This is a genomic window from Alloyangia pacifica (assembly GCF_900116195.1).
Taxonomy (GTDB): domain Bacteria; phylum Pseudomonadota; class Alphaproteobacteria; order Rhodobacterales; family Rhodobacteraceae; genus Salipiger; species Salipiger pacificus.
Genome location: NZ_FOZW01000001.1, coordinates 729606 through 746150 on the forward strand (window position 1 = coordinate 729606; position 16545 = coordinate 746150).

At 70.6% G+C, this 16545-nt stretch carries 14 protein-coding genes; all 14 read right to left on the minus strand.

What is annotated here, in order from left to right; all coding sequences use genetic code 11:
- Positions 1 to 2634 (minus strand): baseplate J/gp47 family protein, encoded by a 2634-nt coding sequence (locus BM397_RS03565; RefSeq protein WP_092421898.1) that lies wholly within the window; start codon positions 2632 to 2634, stop codon positions 1 to 3.
- A gap of 3 nt (positions 2635 to 2637) precedes the next feature.
- Positions 2638 to 3015, minus strand: coding sequence for a GPW/gp25 family protein (locus BM397_RS03570; RefSeq protein WP_092421901.1), 378 nt, complete (start codon positions 3013 to 3015; stop codon positions 2638 to 2640).
- Complete coding sequence (locus BM397_RS03575) at positions 3015 to 3305, minus strand: hypothetical protein (RefSeq protein ID WP_092421904.1); 291 nt, start codon at positions 3303 to 3305, stop codon at positions 3015 to 3017. The genes BM397_RS03570 and BM397_RS03575 overlap by 1 nt, the downstream gene beginning before the upstream one ends.
- 4 nt (positions 3306 to 3309) lie before the next feature.
- On the minus strand, positions 3310 to 4011 hold the full coding sequence (locus tag BM397_RS03580) for a phage baseplate assembly protein V (protein WP_092421907.1): 702 nt from the start codon (positions 4009 to 4011) through the stop codon (positions 3310 to 3312).
- 43 nt (positions 4012 to 4054) lie between these two features.
- Positions 4055 to 5191 (minus strand): phage late control D family protein, encoded by a 1137-nt coding sequence (locus BM397_RS03585; RefSeq protein ID WP_092421910.1) that lies wholly within the window; start codon positions 5189 to 5191, stop codon positions 4055 to 4057.
- A gap of 1 nt (position 5192) precedes the next feature.
- Positions 5193 to 5483, minus strand: coding sequence for a hypothetical protein (locus BM397_RS03590; protein ID WP_092421913.1), 291 nt, complete (start codon positions 5481 to 5483; stop codon positions 5193 to 5195).
- Between the two features lie 83 nt (positions 5484 to 5566).
- The gene (locus BM397_RS03595; RefSeq protein ID WP_092421916.1) at positions 5567 to 6217 is read right to left on the minus strand and encodes a hypothetical protein; all 651 of its coding nucleotides are present in this window, start codon (positions 6215 to 6217) and stop codon (positions 5567 to 5569) included.
- 189 nt (positions 6218 to 6406) lie between these two features.
- A complete protein-coding gene (locus BM397_RS03600; protein WP_092421919.1) occupies positions 6407 to 8836 on the minus strand; it encodes an eCIS core domain-containing protein in 2430 nt (809 codons plus the stop codon).
- Position 8837: 1 nt separating this feature from the next.
- A complete protein-coding gene (locus BM397_RS29505; protein ID WP_218124854.1) occupies positions 8838 to 10796 on the minus strand; it encodes an eCIS core domain-containing protein in 1959 nt (652 codons plus the stop codon).
- Positions 10797 to 11094: 298 nt separating this feature from the next.
- Complete coding sequence (locus BM397_RS03615; protein WP_092421925.1) at positions 11095 to 13032, minus strand: AAA family ATPase; 1938 nt, start codon at positions 13030 to 13032, stop codon at positions 11095 to 11097.
- A 3-nt stretch (positions 13033 to 13035) separates the two neighbouring features.
- Positions 13036 to 14349: a Pvc16 family protein gene (locus BM397_RS03620; RefSeq protein WP_092421928.1), complete on the minus strand. Its 1314-nt coding sequence runs from the start codon at positions 14347 to 14349 to the stop codon at positions 13036 to 13038.
- 9 nt (positions 14350 to 14358) lie between these two features.
- Positions 14359 to 14619, minus strand: coding sequence for a hypothetical protein (locus BM397_RS03625; protein WP_143015347.1), 261 nt, complete (start codon positions 14617 to 14619; stop codon positions 14359 to 14361).
- A 614-nt stretch (positions 14620 to 15233) separates the two neighbouring features.
- Complete coding sequence (locus BM397_RS03630) at positions 15234 to 16025, minus strand: hypothetical protein (protein ID WP_092421934.1); 792 nt, start codon at positions 16023 to 16025, stop codon at positions 15234 to 15236.
- Entirely contained in the window at positions 16012 to 16536 is a 525-nt protein-coding gene (locus BM397_RS03635) for a phage tail protein (protein WP_092421937.1), read from the minus strand. Before BM397_RS03635 ends, BM397_RS03630 begins: the two co-directional genes overlap by 14 nt.
- Positions 16537 to 16545 lie beyond the last annotated feature (9 nt).

A 16545-nucleotide genomic window follows, 5' to 3' on the forward strand; every position in this document is an offset into this window, starting at 1 on the left:
TCAGGCCCCTCCCACGGCAGCGAGGCGCAGCACGCCGTTCTCGGGAAAGTTGGGATCGTTGTCGAGCCGCGCAATCTCGAAGTCGCCGAGCGCGATGCGCCCACGCTCGAGCTCGTCGCCCGCGACGTCCCAGTAGCGTTTGAACAGCGTCACCTCGGCGCTTTCGACCCCGCCCACGGCCTCGACCGCGGCGTAGAGGCGCGACAGGTGGATGTCCTGCCCGAAATCCAGATCGGGCAGGTAGAAGAAGCCCTTCTTGCCCCCAGGCAGCTCGCGGCTCGACAGCGCCTCCGCCACCGCCTGCAGCACCTGACCGCGATAGTGACCGGGCGCGATGCAGAGGCGGATGTCGATCTCGAGCGGGACGTATTGCGCGGCGCGCAGCGCGAGATCGCTGCCCGCCAGCTTGAAGCGTTGCAGGTAGGCACCCATCGTCGCGGCGTAGTCATCCCCCAGCCGCACGCCGCCGCCGGGCAGCCTTATGAGGTTGCCCGGGTCGCGCGGATGCAGCGCGACGAAGACGCAATGCCAGCTGCCGACCCAGCGGAAGCGCGCTTTCGCGGCGGCCACGCTGGGATCGCGCAGTGCCATGACCTGCCAGTCCTCCGGCGTAACGGCTCGGAACTGGATCGCCTTGATTTCCTCGGCGGCGAGCGCCCGCACCGCCGCGATGGTCTCGGGGTCGGTTCCGCCCTCAGCCGGCAATGGCTGGCGCACGCGGGCAATCTCGGCGAAGGCGACATCCGCGTCGGGATCGCCGGGATCGAGCGACACCGGCCCCACGGGCGCGTCGGGATCGGCCCAGAACGACAGGTCGGGCGCCACCGCGTGCACCAGCGCCCCGGCCGAGAGATTGCCCCGCCGCCCGCTGCCCACCCGGTAGAAGGCGCTGACCTCCTCGACATTGCGCGGCGCGCGGCCATGCACGTCATCGCCGAAGCGCAGCGCGGTCAGACCGTCGTTGTCGGTTTCGGCAACGAAGTGGCGGTCGTAGGCACCGCTGTCGCCGAGGTGCGGCACCGCGGTCCAGAACCGCCGCGCCCCGCCGCTCTGCACGCTGCGCAGGTGGATTGCGGGCACCGCCTCGCGTGGACCCGCCGCCAGATCGTGCCGGTCGCTCGACGGGCGGCCATCGGCTGAAAGGCGCGGATCGGGGACGCCCGCCTGCCGCGTCAGCCCGGGCTCGGAGAGCGCCAGTTCCGCCAGCGGCCAGCGCCCGGTGCCCGCGGTGATCTGCAGCCCGTCGCGGCGCAGCATCCGCCCATGATCGGCGGGGGCGACATTTCCGCGCATGATGCTCACCGGAGAGATATTGCCGGCGAGGGGGCTCTCGCTCGACAGGCAGAAGCTGCGATCGAGCGCATCCTCGACCCGCCAGATCACGCGCTGCAGTGGCAGCGGGTCCTCGGCCCCCGGCGCGTGGCGCGGGGTCAGCGCGCCGCCCGTCAGCTGGTCGGTGAACACCGGGTCTTCTGCGTCGTCCACCGCCTCCAGCCGGACCACGGCGCGCTGGGTCGGATCGGCATCGGCCACCGCCCCGGTCACCGGGCTGCGCAGCTCTTCGAGCAACAGGTAGTCGCCTGCCGAAAACGCGGGCCGGTAGAGCTGGTCGCCGGCAATGCCGTAGAGAAAAGCCTGCCGCGTCCCACGGGCAAGGCAGCAATCGGCGTCGCCGAAAGTATGCACCCGCAGCGCATTGTGCGCCGCATCCGCGCCGATCAGCGCGGTGGTCTCGAAGACCGTCGCACCCTCGAGCGCCGGGTCAGTGTCGAAATCCGCCTCCGCCGGCAGCACCGGCCCGGGCGGCGCCATCGCATCAACGAGCGGTCGGGCGATGCGGGTGCAGAGCCGCGTTCCGGCGGGCACCACCCGCCGTGCCGGGTCGGGGGCCGGGTCCAGGTCGAACTGCACGAAGGTCGCGGCGTTGCGCCCGTCGTGCATCGGGTAGTCGACCAGCCGCGCGTGGCGCTGCATCGACACCCGGTGCAGGCAGGTCTCGAAGAAGCTCTCGGTGCCCGGCCCGGCGTCCTGCAGGTAGGACAGGTAGTCGCCCACGTAGGCCAGCATTTCGACGAGCGCGATGCCGAAATCCGCCGGAAGCCGCTCCTGCCAGTCCGGGTTGCGCACGGCCACGAGGTCGAGAAACAGCCGCCGGAAGCTCTGGTAGTCCTTGGCGAGATAATCGAGATCGGGCTCGTCGGGTGCGCGCGGCACGCAGGGATCGACCATGCGGCAATCGAAATCCGACGGGCAGCCCGCCTTGAAGCTGAACCGCGCCTGCGCCCGCTCGGGATCGAGGTCGGGATGCGAGAGCGCCAGCACGTAGGTCGAGAAATCGCCCTCGCGGTCGAGGAAAAGGTCCAGCTGCAACGGGTCGCCCCCTGTCGGCTCCACGTCGAGCACGCGCAGGCCGACGATGCGCACGCCGCCCAGCACCTCGGCCTCGCCGGCGGTCAGTGCCGGCGGCGGCTTCAGGAAATGCGCCTCGAGCCGGAACTGCTGCCCGGCGGGGGCCGAGAGATCGCGGCGGAACTCGACGTAATCCAGCCCGTTCAGCGGATGCGCCGCGTCGAGCAGCACGCCGGAGCGGCGGTCGTCCTCGCACCACATCTCTCCGCCCGGCGACAGCACCATGACCTAGCCCTCCATCACCCGTTCAAAGACGTCTTCGCGCCGCTCGCTGCGCCCGCGCAGGGCATAGACCACGGTGACCGTCAGCGTGCTCTCCACCGCCTCGACCTGCACCGCCTCGACCGAGATCAGGCTGTCGAGCCAGCGGATCAGCGCGCCGTGGACCATCTGCTCGGTGGTCACCACCAGCGTGTCCGACAGCCCCTCGAACACGAGATCGCGGATCGGCGTGCCGAACTCGGGGCGGTTCACCCGCTCGCCGGGCGCGGTGAACAGCACCTGTTCGATCAGGTCCCGCACGTGGTCCCCCGCCCCGGTCAGCCGCGAGCGGCCGCGCGGATCGAAACCGAAGGGATAGTCGAGCTGGTCGGCAAGCGCGGTCATCAGATCTGCTCCGTGTCGATGGCGACGGTGCGGGTGTCGCCGTCATGGGTGACCGTCAGCGCGTCGTGCCGCTCGGCGAGATGCCGAACCACGCCGCGCGCGATGGCGATCATGAAACGGCGCCGGTCGCGCACCTCGCGGTCGCTTTCGTCCTTCGAGACCGGTGGCAGACCGTCCAGCCCCAGCAGCGCGTCGAGCTCCTCTTCCATGGCCTCGGCCATCGAGTCGGCGAAGCCGGTGAAATCCACGGGGTTGGTGGTGAGATCGCCGGGGCGAAGTCCGTGAGGCATGGCGCTACTCCACAAATACCTTGGTCGAGATCAGCGAGGGCGACGGTGGCGGCATCGGCGCCACCGGCGGCGCCGGCGTCACCGGCAGCACGCCGATGGCCAGCTCGCCCGGGTGAACATGCGCGTTGAAGATGGCGACCAGCTGGTTGAGATAGATCAGCAGGTCGTCGCCGAAGGCCGCCGGGTGACGCGCCCCCGCGCTGCCCACCTGCACCATCTGCCCGTCATGCACGACGCGCGCGAGCCCCTTGACCGTCACCGTGCCGGTGGCGACCGAGATCTCGACCTTGTTCTGTCCGGTGGCGTCGGACATCGTCATGGTCTGGCTCGCATCGTCCAGCACCGCCGTCAGCCCCAGCTCCGAGCGCCAGATCTTCGTCGTCGGCTCGCCGGGCGGCCCGGCGGGCGGCGGCATCGGCGTCTCGCCCGAGGCCCAGTAGCAGCCGGTCCAGATCGGGCGCGAGACGTCGCCCCCCTCGAATTCGATCCAGACACCCGCCCCCGGCATCGGCATCGACAAAAAGCCCGCGCCCACCCCGGCGTGCGGCACGCAGGCCTCGGCCCAGCCGGTGGGGATCGCGCCCAGCACCTCTGGCACCAGCGCGGTGAGCCGGCCACGGCGCTCGGGGTCCATCGGGTTGACCACCGTCCCGCGATGCTTGCCGTAGACCCTTTCGGTCACCTCGCTCTGCAGTCCGTCGGCCATCAGCTTCCCTTCCTCGTCTTCTAGTGCGTGCACAGCGGCGGCGTCAGGCCACCGCCAGCGGGTCCACGAACACCTCGGCGCCGGTCAGCCCGACGGCATTGCGCCAGAGGCCGACCGACTGCGTGTAGTCGTCGCGCGAGATCCGATGCGTCACCCGGTCAACCATGTAGAGGCCGCTGTGCTGCCGCCCGGCGCCACGCACCAGCACCGGGACCCCGACAAACAGCGGCCGCGCGAATTTCAGACCGTCGACCTCGGCCGAGGCCTGGATCGCCCGCGCGCTCTCGGTGGCGCGCTGGCTGGCGTGCCAGACCGCCTCGGCCGGGCTGGCGGCGGTGTCGCCGAAGCGGGTCTCGACCGGAGGCGGCACCACGCGGGTCAGCGCCGGCTCCAGCCCCATGGGCATCTCGGCGGCCACCGGTGCGATCACCGGGATCGGCGCGCGAGTCCGGGGATCGGTCTTTACCCCGACCACGCCCGTGGGCTTCAGCATGTCGGTGCCCACCGAGAAGGAGTCGAGGTTGGTCTGCGCGCCGAAGTCGATCGACAGCACCCCCTGCGGCGGCAGCGGCGGCACCAGCGGCGGGTGGAAATGCCCCATGTCCCGCCCCGAGAGCGGCTCGGGCTGGATGTAGAGGCTGACGCTGTTGCGCCGCGCCAGAACCTGCAGGAAGGCGGCGTCGGTGCCGCGCTGCGTGGTGGTCGTGTCGAGCATGGTGCGGAAGGGCGGCACCGGCATGACCACCGGGATCATCCCGTAGCGTCCGAAGATCGTGGTCGCGATCAGGTCGTCTGACATGTTGGGCCAGCTGAAGGGCAGGTCCACATGCGCCATGAGCGTCCCGAGAGCATCCATGCCGACGACCTCGTAGGTCGAGGCTCCGGGCGTGTTGCTCGCCTGCAGCTGTCCGTCGGCGACGAACCCGTTGATCACCGTCAGCGGCACGCCCGGCCCTGCCGAGATGCGGATGGTGATCGGCACCAGCGGTCGGAAAAGATCGACCGCCAGCGCGTCGAAATCCCCCCAGGCGTTGCGCGACAGCTCGAAGTGCAGCCGGAAGATCGACGCCTGCCCCACCGCAGTCTCGATCTCGATCTCGCGCAGCGCGTCGAACCACGGCGGCGGCAACGGCGCGAAACCCACCTGGATCGAGAAGAAACTGGGGGGAAAGATCGCCATCTCAGCGCCCCAGCGCGTCCGGACCGGGCACGCCGATAATCCGGCCGGGCGATGCGGTCAGCCGCGCGGGCCGTCGCTCGCGGTTCGCGTCGCAAAGCAGCCAGAAGAGCTCGGGATCACCAAGGGCGCGGTAGGCCACGAGGTCGGGGCGGTCACCGGGGCGGGTCTCGGTGCCAAGCGGCGCACGCAGCTCCGGAATCACCCGCCGCCGCTTGTAGCGCAGCACGCGACCATCGGGCGTGGTCAGCTCAGCCTCGGGAATGGCCTCGTATCGCGAGCCGCGAAAGAACATGCGTTTCCTCCTTCTCCGGACCGCGCCATGCGGACCTGTCTCTTCCTCGCGATGCCACGGCCCTGCGAACCGGACACAATGGGTCAGATCGGCAGCAGGCCCCGGATGCCGGTGCTGTTGCCGAAGGTGTTCAGCGTGGCCATCACCTCCTTCATGGTGAAGGAGGACATGTAGACCCAGTAGCCGGGGTTGGTGATGTCGAGATCCCGGTAGGACTGGACCTGTGCCGAGATCTCCACCTCCACCCGGATCGGGTTGAGATTGGCGTCAAACGCCTGTTCGCGCACCGACAGGCTATCGATCTGCACCGGCAGCACCCGTTTCGGCCCCCAGACCAGCAGGACCAGCGGCGCCTGTTCGCCCTGGATGAAAGCCGAGCCGGCCAGCGCCATCGCCTCGTTCGCGATGACCAGCGGATAGGAGGGGTAGAGCAGCCCCTCGAGCGCCGCGATCACCGGGTGCAGCCCGTTGTCGAGGGTGATGGCGTTCTGCGCCGGGAACTCCAACTGGTCGGCCGCGTCGATCTCGACGGTGAAGCTGATCTGCTCCTCCGGCGGGCCGTTCACCCGGTTGGAATCACCGCGCCCCCCGCCGCCGCCGCGCAGGCGGATTTGGCGCTGCATCTCGTCAGGGTTGTACTGGTAGACGATGATCGTCGGCGCGAGCTCGGGCAACTGGTAGGCGACGAGCCCACCTTTCATGATCCTCGGGGAACCGGGAAATTCCGATGTCATTCGGCCTCCTGACGGTGCGCTACACCGGATAGGATGCTGCAGAAATCACTTCTCTCAATTGCTTGGGATGATATCACAGCTCGCCCTCCTGCCCTAGTCCGGTCTCGACGTGGCGCGGAAAACAATTCATCGGGCCGCTCTACCCCGGGTTGACGCCATCCCGTTGCAACCCGGGGCGTGAAGGCGGGATCAGAGCAGGTCATCTTCGGGCGCCCCGGGGGCTGAGCGCAGGGCCTGCGGAATGTCGAACTTCGCATCGAGGCCGATGCTCGAGATGCGCATGTACTTGCCCGCGAGATTGCCGAAGATGGCGCGGTAGGCGCGGATCTGCGCGCGGTGCAGCGCCCCGGCGCTCATGTTGGCGCGGCGGTCGAGGGTCCATAGGTTGGCAAAGCTGTCCTCGCCGCCGAATTGCAGCTCGCGGATATGGTCCACCTGCACCCCGCTCACGTCATGCCCGAGCCCGCGCAGCAACTCGCGGTACGTGGCGGATTCGGTGCGCGAGCTGGTGGCGGGCTGCACGTATTGGAAACAGCGCGACCAGTCACCGGTTTCGGGCCAGTTCTCGTCGGTCACGCCAATCGGGGTCGGGCCGGTGATGGCGGCGCCGCGCCGCGGGATGACCCGGTCGTGCGACACCAGCCTCGGCCCCTCCAGCCGTCCGACCTCGGTGGGCGCGACGCCGGGATTGACCAGCGGATCGAAAACCACCTGATCCTCGTAGAGGAACCCCGGCTTGAGCCAGCTGAGCGGCAGCGCCTTCTCGCAGGAACTGCCGTCGATCGCCAGCTGTCCCTGCCCGACCCCCAGCGCCGCCTCGATCAGCGCGCGCATCGGGATCCCGCGACCCCGGCGGCGGCGGCGGGCGCTGATCGGGCCGCTCTGCGGCGCGGCCTGAAGTTGCGCCGCGGTCGCGGGCTGCACCGAGGCGAGATCCACGTCCGGTGCAAAGGCATCGCCGAAGGTCAGCCCCCCGGTCCAGGCAAAGGGACGGCGCAGGTCCACGAGCTTCGGCCATTCGGTGGAGATCAGCTCGACCCCGAGCACGGTCAGCCCCGCGTTGGCCGAAAGATGCAGCGCCAACTGGCTCGCCGCCGCGAGCTGGATGTTGGTGCCGAGCCGGAAGCCCCGGTTTCGCTCGCTGCTGTCCCAGGCGATCTCGCTCAGGGTGTTGATGCGTCCGGCGACCTCGGCAATGCCCTCCAGCTTCAGCCCGCCGCCCACGTCGACCAGATCGATGATGCCCCCGACCTCGAGACTGGCGTGCAGATCGGCGGTGAGAACCACCTGCAGCTTCGCGCCGCCCTCGACATCGAAGGTCGCACGCCCTCCATAGCCACCACCCCCGTCCGCCGACGACAGGCAGATGTCCCGCAGCATGCCATCGCCGTGGTGCCAGTCGACAAAGGCTTCGACACCGGCTTCCAGCTCGATCTCGATGGCTCCTATGCCGAATTCGGCAATGTCCCATTTTGCCGAGACCGTCTTCTCCGGCAGGCGGTCCAACAGGTCGATGCGGCCCTCGTTCGCCGAAAGCACCTGCCGCGGGTCCATGGTGACAAGGCATTCCCGCCTCCGCCGACCGCCAGGCATCGGGACCTCTGTGCCATAGTCGACGAGCACGCTGTCCTGCTCCTCGAAGAGATCGACCGGGTCGATCTGCCCCCGGCGGACCGCCCAGCGGAAGGTCGCGTCATAGGCCTCATCGTTTCCGCCCTCCGGCTCCGGCCCGCCCGCCTGCGGGCGCAGCGAGAAGACGATACTGTTCTCTTCGCGGTTCCGCATGACCTCGGCCACATAGGTCGCGCTGGGGATGCGGCGGTTGCAGGTCAGCAGGCGGTAGATGTAGGTCGCCGAGTTGGTGACGAAGGCGATGCGCCTCTGCTCGCAGGACACCAGAATGCGATCCACCCGGTCATGCACCATGGTGACGTCCGGCGCGGGGCTCTCCGTCCCGGGCGCGCCTGTCTCCGAACCGGTGGTGTCGTTTGCGGAGGAAGGAGCGGGATCGGCAGGCGCCGCGGCCTCGGGCCGGCGGTGGATGCGCGTGGGGCCGCTGGCGTGAAAGGCGGCATGGGTCAGCTCGTGCGCCAGCAGCCGCTGGCCCTCCGGGATGGCGGGCGCATAGCTGCCCGGCGCAAATCCGATGTGCTGCCCGAGCGTATAGGCGCGCGCATGGATCCCCTGCGCCGCGCGTTCCGTGGCCCCGTCGGTGTGCAGGCGCACCCCTGAAAGATCGGCACCGATGCGGGGCTCGAAATAGGCGCGCGTCGCTTCGGGCAAGGGCCGCCCGGCCCCGCCGAGCGCCGTCGCAGCCCGCGCGGCGCCCGCGCCATCGACCGCACCTGCGGCGGGTGCAGCCTTGAGCATCAGCAGCTCGGTCTCCTCCGCAGCGCAGGCCGCACAGGGCGCGCCGCCTGCCGCACAATCGGCGCACTGTCGGTAGATCGCAGGGGGGCCTGACGGCGGTGCGGGCGGCGTGGCTGCCGCGCCGCGCATCACCGCCTCGGAAATCCGGTCCGCTTCGCGCTCCTCGGCGCTGTCGGGCTCGGCAACGCGGACCGGCGCGGCCCCGTTGGCGGGTTGCGGCGGTGCCTGCGACTGGGCAGCGCCAGCCATCTCAGAACCGCGCGCCGAGCATCAGCCCGACGTCGAGCCAGTAGAGCGCGTCGGGATGCGAGCCCAGCTCGCCGCCCGCGCCGAGCACCAGATCGGCGGTGAGCCCGCCGCTGCCCAAGTGCGTCGTCAGCCCGATCCCGGCCTGCGCCTCGCCGAAGGCGCTGGTGCGGGCGTCGAAATGCTCGGCTCCGCCGAGCCGGCCCTCGGGGTATTGCTCCGACGACAGTTCCCGCGAGACCCCGGCCCTTGCCCCGCCGTAGAACCGCCCGCTGACCACGCCACCGTGGACCTGGTATTCAAGCCCCGCCCGCAGCCCCACCAGTACCAGCTCGCGCTGATACGGAAGGACCTGCCCTAGGTAATTGGCCTGCGCCCCGAGGATCAGCGACGCCTCGCGCCCACGCGTCAGCGGCACTCCGATGTCGAACCCTCCCCCGGCCATCAGCGCTCCATGTCCGCCCAGCGACCCGCCGCCGCCGCGCAAATAGAGCCGGAAGTCGAGGATCACGTCGCCGACCGAGCGCAACTCGGCGTCGCAGTCGGGCATCGCGGCGCGCATGAAGGTCTGCACATGGCGGAAGTCCCGTTCGTGAAACACGGCGAAGCGGCCGAAGGCCGAGCGGCTCCCCATGACATTGAAATCGCGCCGCACCCGTTCCGGGCGGCCCCACTCCGGCCTGCGGGCAAGAACGCTGGCATCCCGCTCCGGGTACTCGTCGCCACGGCCAAGGATCTGGTGGCCCGCCTCGTGCACCGGAAAGCCCTCGTCCACGCTCCCCGCGCAGAGCGTGGCGGCATCGCCCCGGCCCCCTCGAGGCACCACCGAGATCCGCTTGTCCGGGTCTATGTCGTCGCGGCTCGCGCGGATCCGGATCGGAATGTCGCGCCCGGCGCAATCGTGCGGGCAATCGCTCAGGCGGATCACGAACTGATCGTTCATCGCCGCGTTCACCGCGTCGATGTAATCCCGCGCGATCTGGTCGACATCCACGTCCGCACGGTCCACCGGGCTGCCCTGACAGGAATGGCCGCGCGGATCGTTGGCCTCGAACCTGAAGCCGAAGCGGAAGGGAATGGTGATCTCGCAGCTTGATGCATTGAAGTCGACGAAGGCTTCCATCCCAGGTGCCGCGTTATAGGCCCCGGCCACGTCTTCCTCGGCGTCGGTGTCGCTGGCGGGCGCGATCTCGCGCCGTCGAACGGTGCCCTGGATATGATCGCCCGCGACGCTCGGCGCGGTGTCCACGGTCTCGACGAAACGGGTCGATCCGCCGCCGCTGCTGTCCTCGAAAGTGTCGGTGCGGGTGGTCGGCGCAGAGGGCGCCTGGATGACCTCGGCCTCGCCCTCGACCGGGGTCTCGTCTTCCTCCTCGCGGTGGATCTGGCCGTCGCCTTGCAGAACATGCGCAAGTTCGTGCGCGATAAGCCGTTGCCCCTCACGCGAGCCCGGCGCGAAGTTGCCGGGGGCAAAGGCGATGTCCCGCCCAAGCGTGTAGGCACGCGCGTTGATGCCGCGCGCGGCGGGTTCATCGCGGTGCAGGCGAACGCCCGAGAGGTCCGCCCCGAGGCGCGGCTCGAAATAGCTGCGCAGCCCCTCGGACATCGGCGCACCGCCCGAGGCCACCGCCTCTGCAGCCCGCGCAGCGCCCGCCGGCGAGCCGCCCGAGCCAGGGCCCGCCATCCGCCCCGGGGCCGGAGAGAGGTGCAGCATCTCCTCCTCTTCGGCAGCACAGGCCGCACAGGGAGGTCCGCCCGCCGCGCAGGAGGCGCACTTGCGATGGATCACCTGCCCCGCGCCCGGGCCCGGTCCGCCGCCCAATGGCTGGCCGCTGCGCAGGCGCCCGGCGACCACGTCGTCGGCAATGCGCTCGGCCTGCCGTTCGGTCTCGGACCCTGGCGGCGAGATGCGCGGTGTGCGGCGCGCAGCGGCGGGGGATGTCATGGCATGGGAATGGATCATGGAGTGTTTCCTTTTCCGGAGGACGCACCACCGAGAGAGGGCGTAGCCCCGGACCCCACGCCATCGCCGACCGTCGCGACAGGGTGGCCAGGGGCACCCCCGCCCTGAGCACCAATGGCTCCGACCAGCGCGCGCCGGAGCGCCGCGCGCAGGTCCCTCGCGTCGGCTCCCGCCGGCACCCTCACTGACAGTCGTCTAAGGTTCCCCTGCACCTCGACCGGCAGCTCCCTCGCGACATCGTCGAGGGCCCGCCGCAGCGCGCGGCGGGTCTCGTTCTCGCGCCTGTCACGGGGAATGCTCATCCGCCACCTCCTGCCCAGGAGACACGGAAGGTGCGGTCGTGCTTGCGGTACTCGCCGCGCGCCGCCCGCGCGATATGGGCCATGCCCACCGGGCATCCTTCGGCGGCGGCCATGAAGGCGGCGTTCACCGCGATCACCGTGATCGACCCACCGCTGATGTCGAGCCGCGCCAGCGCCGCGAGGTCCAGCCCCTCGGTCGGCGTCCCCGCCGGGAACGCCCCCTGCCAGATGCGGTAACGGTCGCCCTGATCGGGGAACGGAATATCGATGACGAAACGCAGCCGCCGCAGGAAGGCGCTGTCGAGGTTGTTCTTCAGGTTGGTCGCCATCAGGCAAAGTCCCGAGTAGCTCTCCATCCGCTGCAGCAGGTAGCTGACCTCGATATTGGCGTGGCGGTCGTGGCTGTCCTTGACCTCCGACCGCTTGCCGAGACAGGCATCGGCCTCGTCGAGGAACAGGCAGGCACCGGTCTCCTCGGCGGCATCGAAGACCCGGCGCAGGTTCTTCTCGGTCTCGCCGATGTATTTCGACACGAGGCGCGACAGATCGACCTTGAAGAGATCGAGCCCGAGATCGCCCGCGATGACCTCGGCCGCCATGGTCTTGCCCACGCCGGACGGCCCGGCAAAGAGCGCGGTGACCCCGCGCCCGCCGGAGAGTCGCTTGCCGAAGCCCCAGCTGTCGTAGACCGTGGCGCGGTGGCGCATCTGGTCGGCAATGGCGCGCAGCTCGCCCTGCACCGCCGCGGGAAGGATCAGATCGTCCCAGCCGAACCGAGGCGCGATGCGCGCCGCAAGCGCCTCCAGCCCACGACCGCCGCGCTCGCGGCAGGCGCGCCAGAGCGCACCGGGCGGGCCATCGGGAGGCAGCGTCGCGGCGATCCCGGAGATGTCGCCGGGCGGGAGCGGGAAATGCCGGGCGACGGCATTGCGCTCGGCTTCGGGCCAGTCGGGAAGCGCGCCGGCCCAGACCTGCGCGCGCTCTGCGCCGCTCAGCAAGGGCAGGCGTTCACGCCGCATCTTCGGTGGCAGGCCGGTGCCATCGCGGGCCAGCAGGACCAGCCGCCCGCCCAGCCTTCGCGCCGCGCGCGCCGTCCAGTCGCGGGCCTCGGCACCCTGGCGCGCAGACAGCTCGGCCTCCTCGGCGGCGGGACGCTGCCGCTGCGCGTCTTCGGGATCGGCATCCGCGACGACGAGCAGCCCGTCGAGCCAGGCATCCCTCGCCAGCCCGGCAAGCGCGGTGTCACTGTCAAAGTCACGCGCATCCACACGCACCGCCGTCTGGCCGGTGACCGCGGCGATCTGCGCCGCCAATGCCCGGCGCCCGCTGCCGCCCGGACCGATCAGCGCCAGCCCGCCGCCGGGAACGAATTGCCACGCGAGGGCCTCCGCCCGGTCGCGCAGCCGTGCCAACCCAGGCGGCTCGATCAGCGCCTCCGCCGCCGCGGGCAGGCCCGGGGCCGCCCCCGAGGCGAGCCGCAGGGCCACCGCCTCGGAAAGCGAAACGGCGGCCAGCGGATGGGTTTCGCGCATCTCCACCAGTGCCCGACGTCGCAGCGGGGCCCCCGGCGCGAGATGCCCAAAGAGAGCCGCGGCAAAGGCCACCTGCCCGCCGCCGATCAGACCGGTCAGCAAATGCGCCGTCACGTAGCCCTGCCGCGGATCGCCGCTCGCCGCCGCGCAGAGCGCCGCCACCTCGCCATCCACCCGATGCGCCAACGCGAAGAGCAGCAGGTCCTCCTCGACCGGCGCGAGACCGAAGACATGCGAGATGTGTCCGAGCGCCGAGCCGGGACGCAGCGCCTCGAGCCGCGCCCGCGTGGCGCCCGCATCGCTTCCTGTCAGCACCGCGCGCACCCAGTCGATGGCGGCGATCACGAAGGGGTCGGCCAGCGGCGCTGGCTCGGTGAGCGGAGAAAGGCGCGAGACGGTCATGGCTCAGGGATCCAGTCGGAAGGTCAGCCCCGACGTCCGGCTGCGCGCGCCATCGACGATGGCCGCCACCGGGTAGGGTTGCGGTCGCGGGACGAGCCCGGCCTCTGCCACCGGCACCTCGACCGCCGTGGGGGTCGGCACGGCCCATGCCCCGGCAACCTCGGGCGCGCGGATCGCCACCGCGCCGTCGCCGATGACGATCTGCGCCTCGGTCGCGCCGGGGTGCCAGAGCCGCTCTCCGGTGACCCGCAGGATGCTGCCGACAGGCCCGTTCGCAGGCGTCACCGTGGCGACCCGCGGCACCAGCTGCATCAGCGCCACGTTGGACTGGAAGGCACGCGGCTCCTCGACCCGCACGCCCGGCTCCTGCCCGCCCGCCACGCCCTCGGTCGCCACCTCCGAGACCAGCCGGATCGGCAGCGTGCCCGGTTGCAGCAGGTCCGCCGCCGCAATCGGCAGGTTGACCGCCGGATCGAAATCCACCGCAAGCACCGCGTCGGGCACGATCACGCGAAACCGCCCGCCGCGATCCGCCGGGATCCGCATGGGCGGCAGGGCTCCGAAGCGCACAAACAGCCGGTCGGCGGCAATGTCCCGAGCGACGATGGTGATCTCCTCGCCGACCGACACCCGCATCTCGCGCTCCGGCGCCCCGGGCGCGGGCGTCACGAACACCCGCTCGATGGTCGGCCGCCGCGCGAGGCTGGCAAACACCCGGCGTTCCTCGACCGGCGGGGCGACCCGCGGCGCCTCGCTCGGGAAAATCTGCACCACTGTCACCTCGTAGACCACCGAGCGGCGGAAGTTCTCGGCCGAGAGCGCCGACCAGATCTTCGTGACATCCTCGATGGTCACCGGGTGCAGAGTGACTTTGATCCGCTCGAATTCCTCGGTCAGCACCGCATCGAGGATCGGCTCGTTGAGCGCGGGCGGCGCAAGGGTGATCTGGGTTAGCGTGTCGATCCGGTTGCCGAACTCGTGCAGTACCTGCATGGCGTCGCCGAGGATCTCCTGAGCGGTGAGATCGGAATCGGGCTGGGTCTCGGCGTCCGAATGGCTGGTCAGCATGTAGCGCAGGTTCAGCGACAGCGGCGGGCGGCCATAGCTGCCGGGATGGCCCCGCAGCGCGCCCTGATCGTTCTTCAGCGCCGCATTCTCCAACACCTGGATCAGGTAGAGATTGACCCGCGCCCCGTCGAAGCCGCTGACCGTCTGGTCGGGCGGCGCGATGGTCACCGCCGCGCCGCTCTGCATGCGGTCCTGCAGCAGCGTGCGGAGGCTGCGCGAGACGGCGGCGATGGCGGTGAAATCGGCCATGCCCGCCCCCTAGCGCCTGAGGCCCAGACGGCGCGCGGCGAACCCATCGAAGCCCCGGCTGCGCGGCGGCTGCGGGCGGGATCGCGGCGGGATGGGCTGCGGCGCGGGTTTGGGAGCCTCGAAGATCACGTCGATCTGGCCGATGCTGAGGCGCGGGGCCGAGGGCCGCTCGGGCGTCGGCGGGTCGCGGAACGGGCGTCCCGTTTCTGACAGCCCCGACATTGGCGCTGCGCTTGCGCCATCCGCGAGGCGTGCATCGCTCTGAGACATGGCCGCTGCGCCGGATGGTTCGGCGGCATCGGCCAAGCTCACCGGCGACCCGCTGACAGCACCCGCCCGACCGTCGCCTGCGGGTCCGGCGAGAGGCTCCGGAGCGGCCGGATCCGGCGCGATCCCAGACAGAGGCAGGCCCTCAGCTGAGCGCGGCGACGGCTCTGCGCCGAGCTGCGCGCCGGTCCCACCCGAGATTGAGAGTGGCAGGGTGTCCGGCACGGCGCCCCGCGCAACAGGCACGCCGATCTCATTGTCGGAAGCAGATGTCTCCGGGCCCGGTGCAAACCGCCTGCTCAGCGCATGTGCCGGACCCGCTGAGCGGTGCGACGCAGCGAAAGGTTCCTGATCCGGCGGCCCAACCGCGCCGGGCGCACCATCCCGGGTCGCGGCCCGATCCATGCCGCCTGCCCGCTCGGAGCGCGCGGCTCCAGGGGGGCGGGCCTCCTCTCGTGGCTTGGACAGAGGGGCGCTCTCCTCCGGACGCTCGGCCGCCCTGTCGGACGCAAATAGCGAAAGGCGCGGAGGCGCGGTCATCGGCACGGCAGGGTCCGATGCCGCGAGATTGGTACCGCCCACCGCCCCGCGCGCGGCGAGCCTTTGCAGCAGCCCGCTCATGAAAGCGCCCGCGCCGCCTCGGACGGTGCGGCCTCGGCCAGGTGGGTCAAGTAAAGTCGACGCCGCCAGGCGGGCAGCGCAAGAAGCTCGGCTTCGGACCAGCGGTAGACCCGGGCGAGACGGTCGATCTCGGCCAGCACCCCGCCGCCGCGGTCGATCTCGGTCAGCAGCAGCGCCAGCGGATCGAGGCGCCCGGTGACCGCGGCGCCGCAGCCGACGCAGGCGAGCGCGACACGGACCTCGGCCAGCGGGTCGCGCGCGGCGATCTCGGCCTCGAGCACCTCAGCCGCGCCTTCACCGGCCCCTGGTGCGCAGCGGGACAGCAGCGTCCCGGCGCCCCCCGCGGTCGCGGCGCAAAGATCGTCTCCGGTCGGCAGGCGAATTTGCATGGTCTCCTCTTCAACGCTGAAACTCTTGCCTGCGGGACCCGCAGGCACCCGCACCAACAAGGAGGCCAGGTCCAGCGGCACCTCGTGGATCTCGCCGCAGTCCGGGCAGCGCAGCCAGAGCTCCTCGGGCGCGCCGTAACCGGCACAAAGCACCGCCAGCAGCAGGCGGTTGCGGTCGCCGACGAGCCAGGCACCGGGGGTATCTCCGCCGCCGCGCAGCATCCCCGCGCTCAGGATCATCGTCTCGAGCGCCGCCGCCGAAAGCAGCCCGCCGCGGCGCGCGGCCAGCCACATTTCCTGCGCCCCGGTGATCGGGGTCACGGTCACGCACCCGAAGGGCGCCGCCAGCTCCAGTGTCAGCGTCTCGCCCGGGCCGCCCTGTGGGTCAGGCCGGGACATCGAAGGTCGGCTCGGCCGGCTCCACCACCGACACGTCGCGCTGCCAGCCCTCGCATTCCAGCTTCAGCGACTGGATCGAGACAGCATTGGCGTTGGCGTCGAGCTCGGGCATCGCGGTATATTCCGACACCCAGCAGCGGAACAGCTGGTAGGACAGGACGATCTGCCCGGCCTCGTTGAACAGGTCGAGGATGACATCCTTGCGGAAATCGGCCAGCGAGACCTGCGCGCCATCCCCGGCGTTGATGTTCCAGACCTTGTTGGCCCACCGCTCGAACTCGAGATCATGGGTCACGCCGCGTTCCAGTGTCACCGCCTCGTAGCTGGTGCGCCCGGGCGACTTGCGGCTGGTCGAGGGATCGCCGCCCTCACGGTGCTCGACCACCTCGGTGGAGCGCGACAGGGCCGAGACCTTGCTGATGCCGGCGACGTAACGGCCATCCCATTTCACCTTGAAACGGAAGTTCTTGTAGGGGTCCGCGCGGCGGGGATTGACGACGAATTCGGCCATGACGAGCCC